This is a genomic window from Pseudomonas sp. 2822-15, from assembly GCF_002742515.1.
GTDB classification, from domain to species: domain Bacteria; phylum Pseudomonadota; class Gammaproteobacteria; order Pseudomonadales; family Pseudomonadaceae; genus Aquipseudomonas; species Aquipseudomonas salomonii.
Genome location: NZ_LJRY01000183.1, coordinates 533,603 through 550,901, shown reverse-complemented (window position 1 = coordinate 550,901; position 17,299 = coordinate 533,603). Strand labels below are relative to the sequence as shown.

Annotated in this window: 16 protein-coding genes; 11 read left to right on the top strand and 5 right to left on the bottom strand. The window is 62.2% G+C overall.

Going from position 1 to position 17,299, the window contains the following annotated elements; translation table 11 throughout:
• Positions 1–81 precede the first annotated feature (81 nt).
• Positions 82–1,764 (top strand): ShlB/FhaC/HecB family hemolysin secretion/activation protein, encoded by a 1,683-nt coding sequence (locus AOA59_RS14590; RefSeq protein ID WP_099488033.1) that lies wholly within the window; start codon positions 82–84, stop codon positions 1,762–1,764.
• Positions 1,765–1,832: 68 nt separating this feature from the next.
• On the opposite strand, the gene AOA59_RS14585 is transcribed toward AOA59_RS14590, so the two are convergent.
• Together AOA59_RS14585 and AOA59_RS14580 are read right to left on the bottom strand one after the other, a co-directional pair.
• Positions 1,833–2,240, bottom strand: a complete 408-nt coding sequence (locus AOA59_RS14585; protein ID WP_099488031.1) for a response regulator — start codon at positions 2,238–2,240, stop codon at positions 1,833–1,835.
• Between the two features lie 59 nt (positions 2,241–2,299).
• Complete coding sequence (locus AOA59_RS14580; RefSeq protein ID WP_056860433.1) at positions 2,300–2,506, bottom strand: Flp family type IVb pilin; 207 nt, start codon at positions 2,504–2,506, stop codon at positions 2,300–2,302.
• Positions 2,507–2,836: 330 nt separating this feature from the next.
• Between AOA59_RS14580 and cpaB the strand changes: the two genes are divergently transcribed.
• From cpaB to AOA59_RS14540, 8 genes are read left to right on the top strand one after another with little or no spacing between them, the layout of a single operon-like run.
• On the top strand, positions 2,837–3,763 hold the full coding sequence (cpaB, locus tag AOA59_RS14575) for a Flp pilus assembly protein CpaB (RefSeq protein WP_099488030.1): 927 nt from the start codon (positions 2,837–2,839) through the stop codon (positions 3,761–3,763).
• Between the two features lie 15 nt (positions 3,764–3,778).
• Positions 3,779–4,999 (top strand): type II and III secretion system protein family protein, encoded by a 1,221-nt coding sequence (locus AOA59_RS14570; protein ID WP_099488028.1) that lies wholly within the window; start codon positions 3,779–3,781, stop codon positions 4,997–4,999.
• Positions 4,996–6,189 (top strand): pilus assembly protein, encoded by a 1,194-nt coding sequence (locus tag AOA59_RS14565; RefSeq protein WP_099488026.1) that lies wholly within the window; start codon positions 4,996–4,998, stop codon positions 6,187–6,189. The genes AOA59_RS14570 and AOA59_RS14565 overlap by 4 nt, the downstream gene beginning before the upstream one ends.
• Entirely contained in the window at positions 6,186–7,448 is a 1,263-nt protein-coding gene (locus AOA59_RS14560) for a CpaF family protein (RefSeq protein WP_065930593.1), read from the top strand. Before AOA59_RS14565 ends, AOA59_RS14560 begins: the two co-directional genes overlap by 4 nt.
• A gap of 19 nt (positions 7,449–7,467) precedes the next feature.
• The gene (locus AOA59_RS14555) at positions 7,468–8,349 is read left to right on the top strand and encodes a type II secretion system F family protein (protein WP_065930918.1); all 882 of its coding nucleotides are present in this window, start codon (positions 7,468–7,470) and stop codon (positions 8,347–8,349) included.
• Between the two features lies 1 nt (position 8,350).
• A complete protein-coding gene (locus AOA59_RS14550; RefSeq protein WP_099488025.1) occupies positions 8,351–9,244 on the top strand; it encodes a type II secretion system F family protein in 894 nt (297 codons plus the stop codon).
• A gap of 10 nt (positions 9,245–9,254) precedes the next feature.
• Complete coding sequence (locus AOA59_RS14545; protein ID WP_099488023.1) at positions 9,255–9,977, top strand: tetratricopeptide repeat protein; 723 nt, start codon at positions 9,255–9,257, stop codon at positions 9,975–9,977.
• A gap of 2 nt (positions 9,978–9,979) precedes the next feature.
• Positions 9,980–10,249 carry a DUF3613 domain-containing protein gene (locus AOA59_RS14540; RefSeq protein WP_099488021.1) on the top strand — a complete coding sequence of 90 codons (270 nt, stop codon included), beginning with the start codon at positions 9,980–9,982 and terminating at the stop codon, positions 10,247–10,249.
• 128 nt (positions 10,250–10,377) lie between these two features.
• On the opposite strand, the gene AOA59_RS14535 is transcribed toward AOA59_RS14540, so the two are convergent.
• A complete protein-coding gene (locus tag AOA59_RS14535; RefSeq protein WP_065930596.1) occupies positions 10,378–11,160 on the bottom strand; it encodes a response regulator transcription factor in 783 nt (260 codons plus the stop codon).
• 126 nt (positions 11,161–11,286) lie between these two features.
• On the bottom strand, positions 11,287–11,760 hold the full coding sequence (locus AOA59_RS14530; RefSeq protein ID WP_099488019.1) for a prepilin peptidase: 474 nt from the start codon (positions 11,758–11,760) through the stop codon (positions 11,287–11,289).
• Positions 11,761–11,832: 72 nt separating this feature from the next.
• Between AOA59_RS14530 and AOA59_RS14525 the strand changes: the two genes are divergently transcribed.
• On the top strand, positions 11,833–12,273 hold the full coding sequence (locus tag AOA59_RS14525) for a TadE/TadG family type IV pilus assembly protein (RefSeq protein ID WP_099488017.1): 441 nt from the start codon (positions 11,833–11,835) through the stop codon (positions 12,271–12,273).
• Complete coding sequence (locus tag AOA59_RS14520; RefSeq protein ID WP_099488016.1) at positions 12,270–14,999, top strand: ATP-binding protein; 2,730 nt, start codon at positions 12,270–12,272, stop codon at positions 14,997–14,999. Before AOA59_RS14525 ends, AOA59_RS14520 begins: the two co-directional genes overlap by 4 nt.
• Here AOA59_RS14520 and AOA59_RS14515 read toward each other — a convergent pair.
• The gene (locus AOA59_RS14515) at positions 14,996–16,972 is read right to left on the bottom strand and encodes a pilus assembly protein TadG-related protein (protein WP_099488014.1); all 1,977 of its coding nucleotides are present in this window, start codon (positions 16,970–16,972) and stop codon (positions 14,996–14,998) included. The genes AOA59_RS14520 and AOA59_RS14515 overlap by 4 nt on opposite strands.
• Positions 16,973–17,299: the final 327 nt, after the last annotated feature.

The window sequence follows — 17,299 nt, the reverse complement described above, 5'->3', positions numbered from 1 at the left end:
TAAAAAACCTCGCCCTCCCGAACCGCGTCCCAGAACCCGGCGGGCCCGAAACGCTGCTGCAGTTTGACCATGGAGTGTCCTATGCGCGTGTTGACGCCGTTGTTATTGCTCACCCTCAGTGCCTACGTTCAGGCCGAGACCCTTCCCAGCTTCCTCAACAGCAACGACACCATCCGCAACCTGCCGGTGCCCAACCTCCCCGCCGACGCTTATCGGCCGAGCACACCCCAGACCCAGTTGCCGCAAGCGCCCGCCACCCAGAAACAGCCGTTGCTGATGGACACCAAAGTCACCATCCGCAAGCTGCAGATCGAGGGCGGTACGATCTACCCGCTGGACGAAACGGCCAAGGCCTACGCGCCGTTGATTGGCCGTGAAACCAACCTTGCGCAACTGATCGAAGCCACCCGCACGATCACGCGTCGCTACCAGCAGGACGGCTACCTGCTGTCCTACGCGTTCCTGCCGCAACAGACCTTCGAAAACGGCCTGGTGCGCGTGGTATTGGTGGAGGGTTACATCAAGGATTACGAGCAAAGCGGCGACATCGGTTCAGTCTCGGCCTACGTCGACAAGCTGGCTAACAAACTGCTGGCCGAGCGCCCGCTCACGCGCAAGACGTTCGAGCGCTATACCACGCTGATGGGGCGTATCCCCGGCGTGACCCTGCAGGCCCAAGTGCCGCCGCCGGGCACCACCGATGGCGCCACGCACATGAAGATCGAGGCCTCGCGCAAGCCGTTTACCACCAGCATGAGCCTGGTCGACAACAACCGTAACGGCACCCAAGCGTTGCTCACCGCCACCAGCAATTCACAGACGTCCATGGGTGAGCAACTCTACGTCAGCGGCCTGTTCCCGCCGGGCGACGACAAAGAACATTACTACCGCGTGGGCTACAGCCAGTTCATCAATGCCGAGGGCAGCCAGTTGATACTGGGTGCCGAGCGTTATCGCGCCGACCCCAGCAGCAATATCCAGCTGGACGGTGGCTTCGAACTCAAGCCACACCAGTCAATCGACCGCTACACCATCGGCCTCAGCCACCCGCTGATTGCCTCACCCAATGAATCGCTGACCCTGGCCACACGCCTGTATGCCGTGGACCAGACCACGCGCTATCAACTGGTGGGCTACCCCAACCGTTTCGACATCGAAAGCGACCTGCGCGCCCTTGCGTTCGAGGGCGACTGGCGCAAGTCCGACACCCGTCAATTGCGCATCGTCAGCGCCGGCCTGTACCAAGGCATCAACGGCCTGGGGGCCAGAGCTCACAGCGACCTGGGCACGGCAAAACCTGATCTGGACTTCTTCCGCCTGCGCCTCTCCGGGGTGCAGAGCGACAAGTTCTTCGACAACTGGCAAGGCGTGCTTTCGGGTGCGTTCTACTGGAGCGACGCCACATTGCCCGACAGCGAGCGCGCCACCTTCGGCGGGCAGAACTTCGGCCGTGGCTACCCCGATGATCAAGCTTCGGGCGACAAGGGCTGGGGCGTGGCGTACGAGGTCAACTACAGCTTCAACCGCGCGGGCGACTGGGTGAAGATCCTGCAACCCTATGTGGTGCTTGACCGCGCCAAGACCTGGTTCAACGAGCTGCCGGTCAAAGGCAACGACATGTCCTCGGCGGCCGTGGGCTTGCGCTTTGGCGATAACAAGTACTACAACATCGCCCTGGAAGCGGCCAAGCCGATGTCGGACATCGCCCTGGACAGCTTTAACCGGCGGCCGCGGTATACCTTGAGTTTCAGTTATCAGTTGTGAGTCTGCGCAATCAAAAAGTGGGAGCTGGCTTGCCTGCTCCCACACAATTGTATTAACCCAACTCTCTGCTACGGGCGAGATTTCTGCAGAGGAAAAAGACTGTTAAGCGTATCAATCAACCGCACCAGATAAATGGGCTTGCGAAACAGATCCAGCACCTGCAAGCGCAGCATGTCGCTCACATCATCCATCTCGGCATGGCCGGACATCACGATCACCGGCAGGTGTTGGCGATCGGTGTGTTCGCGCAGGCGCTTGATCAGGGAGATGCCACTTTCCTCCGGCATGCGCAGGTCAGTGATGACCAGGGCAATGTCAGGGTGCAGGGTCAGCTCCTGCAAAGCGAAAGTCACGGAGTTCGCGGTAAAACAAACGAAGCCCTCGTTCTCCAGCGACTCCGCCAGTTCTACGAGGGCATCTTCTTCGTCGTCCACCAACAGGATCTGCTGGCGATAAGGTTTAGCGGCAGCGTTCATGGGTACGACCTGGCGTTGCCAATCAGTGACGGCTGTACTCACAGCATACTGCCTGAAACTCAACCACCTGTAGCAGCCGGGGAAATCGCGGCCCCAATCCTGGTAAAGAAGGCGGTGATCTGCGGCCCGAGAGTAGTCCCGGCTGCCAATATCACCAACGCAACAATCGCCACGAGAATGAGGTACTCAATCGCGGTCGCACCGTCCTTGCGGTGAAAAAGCGACTGAAGTTGGACGTGAACTTTCATCAACAGATCAAGGATCATAATACGTCTCCTATGGCGGCTGGGCGCCCTAGCTCGGTGCTGCACAGTAATTGCCATGTGCCACCTGAGCATTGTCAACAAACCCCACCCTCACAACTGTAAGAACTGATTAATCACAAAGTAGTGGTCATTTTGCTGGCGCCTGAATCCCTTGTTTTCAAGGCTATCCAGGCTCGCTGCGAAGAAATCTTTCTGTCAGTAATGGCATTTTGTCCTAGCTGAACTACCTTCAAATAGCGAAATAGTTAGTCACTGTTCATAGCAGCCAGGTTGCGGAATTAGCCTGTTCGGATCGACGGGTTTTAGTCCAACAGGAAAAGGAGAGCCGTCATGAACACGCGTCTGAGCATGGTACTGGCCGGTGTGCTTTTGGTCGGTGCGCTGTTTGCCGGTTACTGGGGGTTGGTGCTCAGCCGCGAACCTGCCCCGGCGCCGCCACCGCCGCCAACCGCACCCGTCGAAAAAGCCGTCGCCGTGGTCGAGGACCAGACCCGCCAATCGGTGGTGGTACTGGCCCACGATGTCCCGCCCTTTATTGCCTTGACCGCCGCCGACCTGAGCATCGAAAAACTGCGCACGGCGCCCGCTGGAAGCATGACCAGCGTGGACCAGGCCATCGGCCGCACACCGTGGCGCGCCCTGCAGGCCGGCACCTGGCTCAACGACGAAAGCTTCAGCCCCGGTGGCCCACTGGCACGGATGATTCGCCCAAACGAACGCGCGCTGGCGGTGGCCGTGGATGAAGTGATTGGCGCTGCCGGCCAGTTGAGCCCTGGCGACTATGTGGACGTGCTGCTGTACCTGCGCCAGGACGTCGCCAACGTCGAACAATCCGCCCAAGTGGTGATCCCCGCCATGCGCCTGCTCAGCGTCGGCGATCAAATGGGCCTGACCAACGACGGCGTTCCCGCTTCACCGCCGGCAATGACCGCCGAAGAAAAAGCCCAACGGCACGCGCCCTCTCGCACCGTGGTGCTGGCGGTGCCCGAACAACTGCTGAGCCAACTGATGCTGGCGACCCAGGCCGGCACCTTGCGCCTGGCGGTGCGCAGCGCCGATGAACGCTTGCTGAGCCACTACTGGGCCGGTGAGAGCGATGCACCGGGCAAGCTGCAAAGCGCTAACCGCGACCTCTACCAATTCACCCAACTGGCCTTCGTCCAGGCGCCCAAAAAAGTCGCCCAAGGTGGCCCCGCGCGCCGCACCGGTGTCGAGGTGATACGCGGCAATCAAGCCACCCAACAAACGCCCGACTGAACAAGGATGCTGTGCATGAACCGACGTTTCGCACCGGTGTTCACGCTGAAAATCGCCTGTGCCCTGATGCTGTCGAACCTGTCTGTGGAGCTCGTTGCAGCCGCCCCGGGCAACTGCGGCAGCCTGGGCCAATTACCCGCAGCGCTCTCCGTGGGCGAGGGCCTGCAACAGGAACTGCAATCCCCCGTCGCTATCACGCGCCTGGCCATCGGCGACCCGAAAATCGCCGACGTACATCTCAACGGTGATCGCGGCTTCCTGCTCACCGGCATCGCCTCCGGCACCACCAGCCTGATGGTCTGGACGGCCTGTTCGAACACGCCGCGCCAGAGCATGGTGTTCGTCAAAGGCAAGGCCACCTCGGCATTGACCAGCCTGTCGCTGTCGCCGTCCGAAGACCCGACGCTGCCCAGCCAGGTGCAGACCGATATCCGTTTCGTCGAAGTCAGCCGCTCCAAACTCAAGGAAGCCAGCACCAAGATCCTCGGCATCGGCAGCAACTTTTTCCTGGGCAGCCCTAAACTGGTATCCCCGACTGCCGGCACCTTTCGACTGCCGGTGAGCGACAGTAACTTCAATATCGGCTTCGGTGGCGGGCGTGTCTCCGCCATGATCAACGCACTGGAAAGCAGCGGTTTTGCCTACACCCTGGCCCGCCCAAGCCTGGTGGCCTTGAGCGGGCAAAGCGCGACGTTCCTGGCCGGCGGCGAAGTGCCGATCCCGGTACCCAGCAGCGCCAGCAACAACATCTCGATTGAGTACAAGGAATTCGGCATTCGCCTGACACTCACGCCGACAGTGGTCGACCGTAACCGTATTTCTCTCAAGGTGGCGCCGGAAGTCAGCGAGCTGGACTACACCAACGCCGTGACCATACAAGGCGTCCAGGTGCCGGCACTGGCCATCCGCCGCACCGACACCAGCGTGTCACTGGCCGACGGTGAAAGTTTCGTGATCAGCGGCCTGATCAGCAGCACCAACACCACCACTATCAGCAAGTTTCCAGGCCTGGGCGATATCCCGATTCTCGGCGCGTTCTTTCGTGATTCCTCGGTCAACCGCCAGGACAAAGAGCTGCTGATGATCGTCACCCCGCACCTGGTGCAGCCGCTGGCCGCCAATGCCCAACTGCCGTCGTTGCCCGGCGAGAAGCTGCGCAACTACGACCCGAACTGGTACCGCCTGTACTTCCTGGAAAACGGCAATTTCGACCGACTTAATGGGTTGTCTCAATGAGCGATAGCCTGAGCCAGACGTTTCTGGCAATCACCCGCAACACCACCGACCTGGAATGGCTGCAGGGCGCCCTGGCACCGCTTGGCCAAGTTGTCAGTGCCGGCAGCGGCACCCTCGACGAGTTGCTCGCGCTGGTGGACGTGACCTTCGCCAACCTGGTGTTTATCGGCCTCGACCGCGAACACGTGGTGGCCCAAAGCGCGCTGATCGAAGGCGCGCTGGAGGCCAAACCGATGCTCGCCATCGTCGCCCTCGGCGATGGCATGGACAACCAGTTGGTGCTCAATGCCATGCGCGCCGGCGCCCGCGATTTTGTCGCCTATGGCTCACGCTCCAGCGAAGTCGCCGGGCTGGTGCGCCGTTTGAGCAAACGCCTGCCGCCGGTGGCCACCAACACTCAACTGGGTGGCCTCACCGTGCTCTACGGCACCCAAAGCAACGCCGACGGCGCGCTGCTGACCAGCCACTTGGCGCTGGTGGTGCAAAAGAGCGGCCAGCAAACCCTGTTGCTCGACCTGGGCCTGCCGCGCGGTGACAGCCTGGCGTTGCTGGGGCTGGAAAGCTCGTTCAATTTCGGCGACGCCTTGCGCCACCTCAGACGCCTGGACACCACCTTGATCAACAGCGCGTTTACCTGCGCTGAAGACGGCCTGCGCATTCTCGCCTACGCCCCCAACGACGAGCCTCTGGAACAGACCAGCGCAGCCGAGTTGTACATGCTGCTCAGTGCCTTGCGCCAGCACTTCCAGCACATCGTGGTGAACCTCGCCGGCCAGCCCGACAGCGAAGCGCTGCGCACCTTTGTCAGCCACTGCGACAAGTTGCTGTGGTGCACCGACCAAAGCGTGCTGGACTGCCGTCGCAACCTCGGCGTGCTGAACCAGTGGCGCGAAAAGGGCATGAAGCTGGAACACGCCAAGCTGCTGGTCGACCGCTACATCAAAGGCTGCGCGCCCGACGCAGACGCCCTGAGCAAAAGCTATGGCCTGGAGGTGGTCGCGGTGCTGCCGCTGAGCCCGGAGGTGCGCCTGAATGCCAAGAACCAAGGGCAAACCCTGTTCGCCCTGGCCCCACGCGAAACCCTGACCCACAACCTCAAAACCTTGGGCGAGCGCCTGGCAAAGCGCTCCGAAGGCATGAAGCAACCCTCGCACACCTGGTTTGAACGCCTGCTGAGGGCTGGAAAATGAACGGTGAAAAACTCTTCGGCGCCCCCGCCCGCAGCCTGGGTGGCAACACTGACCACGACGGGCTCAAGCTGGTGCTGCATCGCTACATCATCGATGCCATCGAGGAGTCGGGGAAAAATTTGCTGGAGGGTTCACGCCCGCTGTTGGCGCAGTTTGTCATCGACAAAGTGGCCGAATACATCAACCGCATGCACCTGGCGATTTCCCGGTATGAGATGGAACGCCTGGCCGAAGAGATCGTCGATGAGCTGACCGGTTTCGGCCCGCTGGAAGTGTTGCTGCGCGACCCGTCCGTAACCGAAATCCTGGTCAACGGCCCGCATCGGGTGTTTATCGAACGTGACGGCTTGCTGCATCAAAGCGACCTGCGCTTTATCGATTCGCACCACGTTGAACGCGTGATGCAACGCATCCTCGCACCGCTGGGGCGGCGCCTGGATGAGTCATCGCCGATGGTCGACGCACGCCTGCCGGATGGCAGCCGGGTCAACGCGATCATCCCGCCGATTGCCCTGGACGGGCCGTGCCTGTCGATTCGTAAGTTTCGCAAGGACATGCTCAAAAGCAGCGACCTGGTGGCAATGCAGACCATCGACCAGAACATTTTCGACTTCTTCCAGGAAGCCGTGGGCAAGCGCTGCAATATCCTGATCAGCGGCGGTACCGGCACCGGTAAAACCACGCTGCTGAACATTCTCAGCCAACTGATCAACCCCCATGAACGCCTGGTCACCATCGAAGACGTGGCCGAGCTGCAACTGGGCCACCCCCACGTGGTGCGCCTGGAAACCCGCCCGCCGAATGCCGAGGGCCACGGTGAGGTCAAGGCCAGCGACCTGATCCGCAACGCCCTGCGGATGCGCCCCGACCGCATCATCCTTGGCGAGATCCGTGGCGTGGAAGTGCTTGATGTACTCACTGCCATGAACACCGGCCACGACGGTTCCATGAGTACCGTGCACGCCAACAACGCCGCCGACGCGCTGCTGCGCCTTGAAACCCTGGTGGGTTTGACCGGCCGCGTGGTGGCGGAGAAAACCCTGCGGCAAATGATCTGCGCGGCGCTCGATGTGGTGATCCAGTTGACCCGTTTGCCGGACGGGCGTCGTTGCGTCAGCGAAGTGGTTGAGGTGGTGGGTATCCGCGAAGACGTGTACGTGACCAATACCCTGTTCCGCCATGACCGGCGCACCGGCTTCGGTTTCTTGCGCGAAGCGGTCAACCCCGCCGGCGATAAACTGCGCCGCGAACCGGCTTAGCCTTGAAAGGGACATGACCATGACCGGGGCCATTTTGCTACTCATCTGCCTGATCCTGATCGGCCTGTCGGTCCGCTCCTTCCAGAACGGCCTGCGCCGTGCCCAGACCGAACGGGTACTGAGCCGGCTCGCCGAGGGCCAGCCGCAGTCCGGCGAACAAGCCAACCAGTGGAGTGGCGTGGAACGGATGTTCCTGCGCGCAGGCCTGGGCAAACCCACGGACAGCCTGGGCCTGTGGCTGGCGATCTGGGCCCTGGGCGTGGCGTTGGGGCTGCTGGTGGCCGGTTGGCTCGGGCTGCTGGTGATGCTGGTGCTGCCGCCGTTGCTGCTGCGCCTGTACATTGCCTGGCGGTACCAACGGCGCATCAAGCGCATGATCGAACAGCTGCCGCAATTGCTCGACCACACCGTGCGCAGCCTCAAGTCCGGGCGCACCCTGGCCGACTCGGTGCTCGGTGGCATCGAGATCACCGAAGACCCGCTGAAACAGGCCATGGGCCGCATCCAGCGCAACGTGCAGTTGGGCGTCAGCCTGCCGGAGTCGACCCACGACTTTGCCGAGTTCTACGAGCGTGATGAGTTTCGTCTGTTTGCGCTGGGCTTGAAGATCAACCATCGCTATGGCGGCAACGCCAGCGAACTGCTGGAAAACCTGATCAAGATGATCCGCGAGCGCGAGCAGGCCGCCCGCCAATTGCGCGCCCTGACCGGCGAAACCCGCGTGACCGCCTACGTGCTCGGCGCCCTGCCGATTTCGATGATCGGCTACTTCCTGGCGGTGAACCCGGCTTACCTGATGACCATGTGGAACGACGGCACCGGGCGCATGCTGTTGTTCGTGGCACTCGGCATGCAGCTGCTGGGCTGTTTCGCCTTGTGGCGCATGCTGCGGAGCGTATGAGATGGCTATCCCACTGCTGATCAGCGCCGTATTGCTCCTGGCCGCCCTGGCGCTGGTGCTGGCCAACCTGCTCAAACACCGGCGCGGCGAGCGCCTGGTCGCCCAGCGCTTGCAGGGCCAGATGGGGCGTGAACGCACGCTCAATACGTTGATGCGCCAATTGGGCAACAGCCCTATCGCGCAACGCTCGGTCAGCCTGGACAACGAAACCCAGCTGCTGCTCAGCCGCGTCGGTTGGCGCCAGGCCAGCCAACGCTCCATGTTCGCCGCCCTGCAGGTCGGCACGCCGTTGTTGGCGCTGGGCGTGGTGCTGGTGGGCCAGCAGTTGCTGTTTCCCCACACGGCCGCGCCGTGGCTGGCGCCCGCAATCGGTTTGGGCATCGGCTACCTGTTGCCCAAACGCATCCTGGCCTGGGCCGCCAAGGCCCGTCAGCAGCGCATTTCCCGTGAGGTCTCGACCTTCATTCCGCTGCTGCGCATCCTCTTCGAGTCCGGCATGGCGGTGGAACAAGCGCTGCGCGTGCTGAGCATTGAAGCGCAGCGCCTGCTGCCGGACCTGACTTATGAACTGCGCCTGATCCTGACGCGTGTCGACTCCGGCCTGGAGCTGAGCGAAGAGCTGGGCAAGACCGCGCGAATGCTGGCCGTGGATGAATTCACCGACACCTGCACCATCCTCCAGCAACTGGTCCAGCAAGGCGGCGGCGCGATGAAATCGCTGCTGGCGCTCAAGCAATTGCTCGACGACCGCCGCCTCACACGCATTCAGGAATTCGTGTCGAAGATGTCGGCAAAGATGTCGGTGGTGATGATGGTGTTCCTGTTTCCCGCCCTGCTGATCGTGCTCGGGGGGCCGGCGTTCATCGGCATCTCCCGGGCCTTGAGTCACTTATGAGGACCGCCCGATGAAAGCCTTGATTGCCGGTTTGAGCCTGTTGCTGCTCGGGGGTTGCGCCACCAACGGCCAAACGCCGTGGGCGGCCCTGACGACGGGCGGCAGTTGCCCCAAACCTGGGTCTGACCAGGAACTGGCGCTGAACCTGGCCGATGAAATGGCTGGCGACGGCAAGCTGCACGCCAGCCTGGCCAACCTGCAAAACCTGCCGGCCAACTTGCCTCAGGTACGCCTGCGCCAGGCCAAGGCGTATCGCCTGCTCGGACGCGCCGAGGCACAGGGGCTTTATCAAAGCCTGATCGGCACCTGCATGGCGGCCGAAGGCGAGCACGGCCTGGGCCAATTGGCTTCGGCCAAGGGCGACAACAGCCAAGCCATGGCGCACCTGCAACGTGCGGCGCGGCTGGCGCCGACCGATGAAAAAATCCGCAATGACCTGGGCGTGGTGTATCTCGACCAACTGCGCCTGGAAGACGCGCGCTTCGAATTCATGACCGCCATGGAGCTCAAGCAGAGCGACCCGCTGGCGGCGATCAACCTGGTCACCCTGCTGATCTATCAGGACAACTGGAAGCAGGCCGCACAAGTGGCCAGCCAAATGAACCTGAGCCCCGAACAAGTCACCGACGCCCAGGCCCGCGCCGAGAAACTCAAGGGCGCCAGCATTCCCGTCGCCAAGGCCAAAGACCAAGTGGCGACCGTGAGTGATGCCGCCAGCACCCCGAGGAATTGATCATGAAAATACCGTATCTCGCCAGCTTCGCCGTGCTGGCGTTGCCCCTCACGGTCATGGCCATTGAGCCCGGCCCGTCATCGCCGCAGCAGGCGGTGACCGAAAGCTGGCTGACCTTGCAGTCCAGCGGGAAAGCCGCATCAAACACCCGGCAAAAAGCCTCCGCCGCCGAACGTGACCTGGCGGCGCAACGCTTGCTGGAAAGCTACAAGCACACGATTCCGGAGTACTTCGATCAGAAGGCAGGCGGGACGGTAAAGAGCGGTAATTGATAGGACCACATCGCTGAAGTCGAACTCGGTCAACTGTGGGAGCGGGCTTGCCCGCGAATGCGGTGGGTCAGTGACAGATAAATTGACTGATCCACCGCTTTCGCGGGCAAGCCCGCTGCCACAGGTGATCAGTGGGCCGTGACTCGCTGACGCATCGCCGAGTTGCTGGGCGACAACGCCAGCGCCAACTGCGTGCGGTTATGCATGTGCGTCAGGCGCAGCACCTGGGACACATACAGCTTCACGGTGTTCTCGGTAATCCCCAACTCGCAGGCGATCTGGTAGTTGGTCTGCCCCTTGCCCACCAGCCGCGCAACATCCAGCTGACGTGGGGACAGCTGGTTGAAGATCGCCGGAATCTCCAGCGTCCCGGCCTCCTCTGCAGGCACCTCGTCACCCTCATGCCCTGGCGGGCTGCGGCGTGCCTTGTCGAGGTCCTGGTACAGGTCGTTGATGGACTCGGAAAGAAATTGCAGCTTCTGGTTCAAGCGCCCCAGTTGCAGCTCTTTCTTACGCTCCTCCAACGCTGCTTCCTGGCGCTGCAAGCCTTCGAGCAGTTCATCGAGATTGATCGGTTTCTGGTAGTAATCCGCGATGCCTGCGCGCAGCGCCTTGATCACATCCTGCTTGTCCGCGCGGCCGGTCAACATGATCGCCTCAAAGGCGCGCTGCTTGCCCGCAACCTTCTGCAGCTCCTGGACCAACTCGATGCCGTCCATGTCCGGCATATGCAGATCGCACAACACCAGGCCAATCTCGGCGTCTTCGGTAAAACGCTTCAAGGCCTGCTGGCTGGATTCACACGGGACACAGCGGAAACCGCTGCTTTCAAGAAATTCACAGAGCTCTTCCACAATCAGCGGCTGATCGTCGACCACGAGCACTTTTACTGCAGAGGTAAGCTTGTTCACGCGCTACTCCATGCATTGCAAGCCAAAAGTTTGACTAATCCTTCACCACGAATTTTCCTGTACAGCCACGTATTAAACGTAGACGCACTTTCCGACTATGTACATAGCGTTAATACCCTCAAACGATTAATGGATCCAAAACCACGCGACTATAAAACCCACCAGCAAAAACGGCGCAAAAGGCAGTTTTCTTGACGGATCCGGTGCCAGATAACCCAGATGGTTTTTAACCCCTTGACTCATAAGCGGCCAAAGCTTTGGCGCTGCCAAAAGCCACAGCAGATTGGCGACGGCGGCCCCTACAAATGAACCCAGCAGGTAATCGGCATTGGAGGCCAACGCCAGGGCCGCGAGCAGCTTTACATCACCGGCGCCCAGGCGGCCCAGGGCGTAACCGGGCAAGGTCAGCAGCAGCGCCAGAAAAAACGCCCACAGGCCCTGCCCGACGGAAGCGCCAAGCCAGGTGTGGCCCGTCCACACGAGGTAGATCAGCGCCAGCAAGGCCGCGCCCAGCGTCAGGCGATTGGCGAGCAAGCGCTGGCGAACGTCCTGCACGGCACACAGCCCCAACCACAACAGCACCACTGCGCTATGGATCACGTAAAAAACATCCCTTTTCGCCGATTGATTCTATGCTGATATCAAGTAGTAGCCGTCAGGGTAGACGCGGTGATGAAAACAAGCCTCCCCGAGAAGCAAAAAGGCACGGCAGCCATCGAGTTCATTGCCGTGTTCGTGATTTTTTTTGCCGTGTTCTACGGCACGGTCAGCTATAGCCTGCCGCTGCTGCTGTTGCAGTCGTTCAACCAGGCCACCGCCGAAGCCGTGCGCCTGAGCGTGGGGCTGGACCCCAATATGCAAGGCTACCCCGCCGCCGTACAGGCCACTGCCAAATCAGCGGTGGCTGCCCGCCTGGGGTGGATTCCTGACGCCTACAAATTCAACGCAGCCACACACGTCACCACCACCTTTACCGGTGGGCTGTTGCTGGTGCAGATCAACTACCCGTCGGCCAACCTCCAGGCGGTGCTGCCCTTTATTGTCCTGCCGGGCATCGGCACCGTGCCGCAACTGCCGACGACATTGCAGGCCCAGTCGAGCCTGCAGTTTTGACCTCGGGGGACAGGTTGTTCGGGCGCCTGCTCGGTCGCAATGGTGCGCTGGACATCGCCCCCCCCGCGCCGCCGTCTGCCGGGCTGCACGTGCACCTGGACAGCCAGGGCCGCGTGCTCGACCTCAACGGCACGCTGCGCCCACAGTTGCCGCCACTGGTTAACTCGCCGCACTTGCAAGCGCTGCTGAGTGCCCATAGCGCCGTGACGGTTGAAGGCGTGCCCACCGACTGGCAGCGCCACAGCCTCGACCTGGATTTCCACGGGATCGCCGGGCAAATCCTGCACACCCGCGGCACGCTTGAACCCTATGACAATGGCTGGCTGCTGCACGCCGTAGACATTGGCGACTTGCTCGACAGCCGGCAATTGGCCGAGCAGCGCGAACAGAACCACCAATTGACCAGCCGCGTCAGTGAGCAACTGCGCGTGTGCAGCCTCAGCCGCCTGCCCGAGGTGTTCAACGAACAGTTGTGCAGTGTGACGCAACGCTGGCGTATTCCCTGTGTGGCCCTGGCCCTGCTCGATCAAGAAGACCAGGGCTGGGTGATTTACAGCCAGTACGCCAACCATGACGCGCCGCTGTTCTGGCACACCGGCCAGCGCCTGGGCACCTGCCTGGACAGCCTCAACGGCACCACGCCGCTGAGCCTGCAAGCCCCTTATGGGCGCGGCGAGCACCCGCGTTTGCACAGCATTTTCGGCAATGCCGATGGCTTCCTCGTGCCCTATCGCGACGGTCAAGGTATCGCCGCTTGGCTGCTGTGCGGCGCCTACAGCGGCCAGCCACACAGCAACGACCGCGACTGGCTGAACCTCGCCGCCGCCCTCGCCGCGCCCTTGCTCAGCCGCCTGCGCGAACACCGTCACCATCAACAACTCGAACGCCAGGAAGCGTTGCAAGGCCTGTTGGGCACGGGCTGGTTTGAGTTGTTGCCCGCCAGCGACGAAATCCAGCTTGCCACCCAATTGATGCGCAACCTCGACCCGGAAGACGGCCCGACCCGGCAACCCCTCGAGGCGTGGCTGAACCACATCCACCCGGCCGACCGCCAGGAGTTGCACAGCCGCCTGCGCGACCTGCAAACCCTCGGCAAACCCTTGCTCGCCAGCGTGCGCCTGAACCGTGGCGACGGCGCCACGCCGACCTGGTATCGCGTGCAGGGCCAGGTGCTGGGCGCCGGTGAACAGCGGCGCTGGGTCGGCTTTATGCTCGACATCAGCGACATCCAGAACCAGCAACTGCAAGCCGACGCCGCCCGCGCGCGCCTGGACAACCTGATCGCCAGCTCACCGGCGGTGATCTATGTGCAGCGCTATATGAATGGCGCGCTGCAACCGGTGTTTTTCAGTCACAGCCTGCTGCCCTTGCTCGGTCGCACCCTCGCCGAATGCACCCATGACAGCCTGGTGCAATGGGTACACCCGGACGACCGCGACCTGTACTTCCAGCGCACCCGCCAACTGCTGCGTGAAGGCAGCGTGCGCAGCCGTTACCGCGTGCAAGACACCCACGGGGCTTACCACTGGCTGCTCGACGAAGCCAAGCTGCTGCGCGACGACCTGGGCGTGCCGGTCGAAGCCGTCGGCCTGTGGCTGGATGTGACCGAAGCGACCCTGGCCGCCCAGCAGGTCAAGGACAGCGAGGAGCGTTACCGCATCCTCGTCGAAGACTCCCCGGCGATGATCTGCCGCTATCGCCCGGACCTGACCCTGACCTTCGGCAACACGCCGCTGGCCAATTATCTGGAGTGCCCGCCTGCGCAGTTGCGCGGGGTGAACCTGGGTGAATGGCTGTCGACCGAACAGCGCGAAGCGTTTGTGCAGCGCATCCGGCAGTTGACGCCGGAGTTCCCGGTGAGCACGGCGGAAATCAGCCTGCAATTGCCTGGCCGCGAACATGCCTGGTGGGTGTGGTCGGACCGAGGCGTCTTCGATGAGCGCGGCGCCCTGGTCGAAGTGCAGGCCGTGGGCCGCGACAACACCGAAGTGCGGCGCTCCCAGCAGCAACTCACGCAAAGCGCAAAAATGGCCACCCTCGGCGAAATGGCCACCGGCCTGGCCCATGAGATCAACCAGCCGCTGAACGTGATGCGCATGGCCATCGTCAATGTGCTCAAGCGCCTGAGCACTGGCGATGTGCAGATCGATTATCTGACCGAAAAGCTCCAGCGCATCGACGCCCAGGTGCAGCGTGCGGCGCGGGTGGTCGACCATATGCGCGTGTTCGGCCGCCGTTCGGAGGTCGAGCAGCAACCTTTCGACCCGGCGCAGGCACTGGAGGGCACCTTGTCGTTGCTCAGTGAAGGCCTGCGTGGCAAAGGCGTTGAAGTGCGCCTGACCCAGGCGGATATCCCGGTGCAGGTCAAAGGCTACGTCGACCAGCTGGAGCAAGTGCTGATCAACCTGATGGTCAACGCCCGCGATGCGCTGTTGAGCCAACGCGAGAAGAACCCCGAACTGCGCCCCTGGATCGCCCTGCACACCGAACACGACAGCCGCCACGTGCGCATCTGGGTCGAAGACAACGGCGGCGGCATCGACCCACGCTTGCTGGAGCGCATCTTCGAGCCGTTTTTTACCACCAAGCCGATTGGCGTGGGCACAGGCTTAGGCCTGTCGGTGAGTTACGGCATTGTCGAGAACATGGGCGGGCGCCTGAGCGTCAGCAATGGCGAACACGGCGCACGGTTCTGCGTGGAACTGCCCAGGGCCACCGACGTTTAAATCACCAGGTAGGCCTCGCCGGTCTGGCCACAGGTGAGGTTGGCGCCGACGTTCACATTCACCAGGCTGATGCCGAGCATGCTCAGCAGGTTGTTGAGGATCGGGTTGAGCAGCGGGCCGAGCAGGCCATCCACGACGGGAGTGACGATGGCGCTGACACCACCGAGCAGCGCTGTGACCGTAGGCGCCAGAATGCCCAGCGGGCTTGCTCCGGACGGTTGGTACGCCGTGATGCCCACGCCATTGAGCGTGGTTGAAAGGCTGCTCACCACATTGGTGGCCGGCGTCGCGGCCTTGTAGGTCGGTGTAAGCCCCACATTCGGTGGTGTGGCAAATGGCGTAGTACTGGAGAACACCAGGGTTTGATTACTTGCCGCAATCGGGCTTTGCACCTTGATCGCGATACCGCCACCGGCAAACGGCACGCGCGGGTCACAGCTGCCGATGCCGAGGATCTTGTGACAGGTCTTGGTGCCAATATCGATCAGCGGCAACGGCGCTACCGTCATCGGTAAGGTGCTGGAAAACGCATTGGTGATACTGCCCACATTCAACGACGCCAGCGAGGTGGTGGTGTATGCCGTCAGGCTCTTGGTGCCGGCGTTGCCGGTCGGGCAACTGTAGGCGGTGACGTAACTGCTCGCGGCGCCGGCATCCAGCACGACGTTAATCGGCAGGTTGCCGGGCAGCACCAGCAAATCCGCCTGCTGGCAACCGGCGCCCAGCAAACACAAGGCCGAGTTGATGGTGCTCACCAGGTTCAGGCTCAGCAGGCTGCCGAGCACCGGCGTCAGTGGCCCCAACAAGTCGTTGACCGCCGTGTTCAGCCCCGACAACGCACTCAATACCGGCAAGCTCACGGTCACTTGCGTGCGCACTTGGGCGGTGCGTACGTAAATTTTATTTGGCCCTGTAGGGTTTGCCGCTGCCAGCACCGGGTTGCCGATGGCCGACAACTGCGGCGGTTCGATCACTTTGACCTGGGTGGTGATATTGGCCAACCCCAGCACACTCACGGGCAAGGTCGCCGCCGCCGCGCTTTTGCTGTTGGACAGTTGCACCACCCCCTGGATCAGTTGGAACACCTGCAGGTTGGCATTCAGCGCCGCAGCGGTGGTGCCGGTCTGCAATTGCAAAATCTGCCCGACGGTCAACGGTGCCTGGTTGATCGCGGCGACTTGCAAGCTGCCCAGGGCGGTGATCACGTCCGCCGTTGCGCCGTTGGCGGTCAGCACGGTGACCGCGGCCTGGATCAACTGCGCGGCGGTGACGGTGGTGTTGAGCAGCTGGGTGTAGTTGCCGGCGGTCACGTTGAGGTTGATCGCCAGTTGGTTGAGGTAACTGAGCAGGTTGATATTGGTAGTGAGCAAACCATTCCACCCGGCGACCGTCAGGTTGACGTTGCCGCCGAGCAAGCCACTGAACAGCGGATTCAACAGGCTCGCACTCGCCGTGTTGACGCTGGCCAGGTTGCTGTTGAGGGTCAGTTGGGCCGAAGGCGGCGTGGGCACCGCCGCCACGGCGGTCGCAGTCAATACGGTATTGAGGCTCACCGGGTTGCCGGAGAACAACGCCCACACCCCGGCGGCCACGCTGGTGGTCACGGTTTTGCTCACCACCACTTGAATCGCCGATGACACCGCAGGGTTGGCACTGAAGATGCGCCGGCCCGACGCGGCGGTGGTTACGTTGCCGCATTGGGTCACCAGGGTATTGCCGCTGCCCACCACAAAATGATTGCGCGCCACACTCTGCCCGGCAAACGCCGCCGCGCTCAAACCGCTCAGGCACGTGCCGCTGCGGCTCACCGCTTCCAGCGCCGCCGTGTCCGCCACGCCTTGCAGCTTGCGCTTCTCCAGGTACAGGCGGCCGCTGTCGATCATCAGCAAAGTAAAGGCCAGCACCACCGCCAACACGCCGGCAGCCATCAGGCCGATTGCGCCACGTTGCCTGGAACCAAGTCGGGGAGACATCGAGCACTCCTGTGCCGGCGAGTTGCCGAGCGCTTACTCTCCTGGGATGCAATTGAGTGTAGACAAGGGCTGAAGGTGGTGAAGACCAAAAATGTGGGAGCGGGCTTGCCCGCGATGGCCATCGATATCTACACAACCGGTTAGTGGCAAGTGGGCTGTTGTGGCGAGCAGGCTTGTCCTGCGTTGGGTCGCGAAGCGGCCCCGGTAAAGGCACTGCAGTTTTCCTGAAAGAACTCAGCGTCCGGGTTTGGGGCTGCTTCGCAGCCCAACGCAGGACAAGCCTGCTCGCCACAGGAGAAATTGCCTGCCTTCAAACGTTGTGTAGAT

Excerpts from the sequence above, each read along its gene's own strand:
- AOA59_RS14570 (WP_099488028.1), top strand. The coding sequence starts at position 3,779 with ATGAACCGACGTTTCGCACCGGTGTTCACGCTGAAAATCGCCTGTGCC.
- AOA59_RS14590 (WP_099488033.1), top strand. The coding sequence starts at position 82 with ATGCGCGTGTTGACGCCGTTGTTATTGCTCACCCTCAGTGCCTACGTT.
- AOA59_RS14555 (WP_065930918.1), top strand. The coding sequence starts at position 7,468 with ATGACCGGGGCCATTTTGCTACTCATCTGCCTGATCCTGATCGGCCTG.
- AOA59_RS14550 (WP_099488025.1), top strand. The coding sequence starts at position 8,351 with ATGGCTATCCCACTGCTGATCAGCGCCGTATTGCTCCTGGCCGCCCTG.
- AOA59_RS14540 (WP_099488021.1), top strand. The coding sequence starts at position 9,980 with ATGAAAATACCGTATCTCGCCAGCTTCGCCGTGCTGGCGTTGCCCCTC.
- AOA59_RS14545 (WP_099488023.1), top strand. The coding sequence starts at position 9,255 with ATGAAAGCCTTGATTGCCGGTTTGAGCCTGTTGCTGCTCGGGGGTTGC.
- AOA59_RS14585 (WP_099488031.1), bottom strand. The coding sequence starts at position 2,240 with ATGAACGCTGCCGCTAAACCTTATCGCCAGCAGATCCTGTTGGTGGAC.
- AOA59_RS14565 (WP_099488026.1), top strand. The coding sequence starts at position 4,996 with ATGAGCGATAGCCTGAGCCAGACGTTTCTGGCAATCACCCGCAACACC.
- AOA59_RS14580 (WP_056860433.1), bottom strand. The coding sequence starts at position 2,506 with ATGATCCTTGATCTGTTGATGAAAGTTCACGTCCAACTTCAGTCGCTT.
- AOA59_RS14515 (WP_099488014.1), bottom strand. The coding sequence starts at position 16,972 with ATGTCTCCCCGACTTGGTTCCAGGCAACGTGGCGCAATCGGCCTGATG.
- AOA59_RS14525 (WP_099488017.1), top strand. The coding sequence starts at position 11,833 with ATGAAAACAAGCCTCCCCGAGAAGCAAAAAGGCACGGCAGCCATCGAG.
- cpaB (WP_099488030.1), top strand. The coding sequence starts at position 2,837 with ATGAACACGCGTCTGAGCATGGTACTGGCCGGTGTGCTTTTGGTCGGT.
- AOA59_RS14560 (WP_065930593.1), top strand. The coding sequence starts at position 6,186 with ATGAACGGTGAAAAACTCTTCGGCGCCCCCGCCCGCAGCCTGGGTGGC.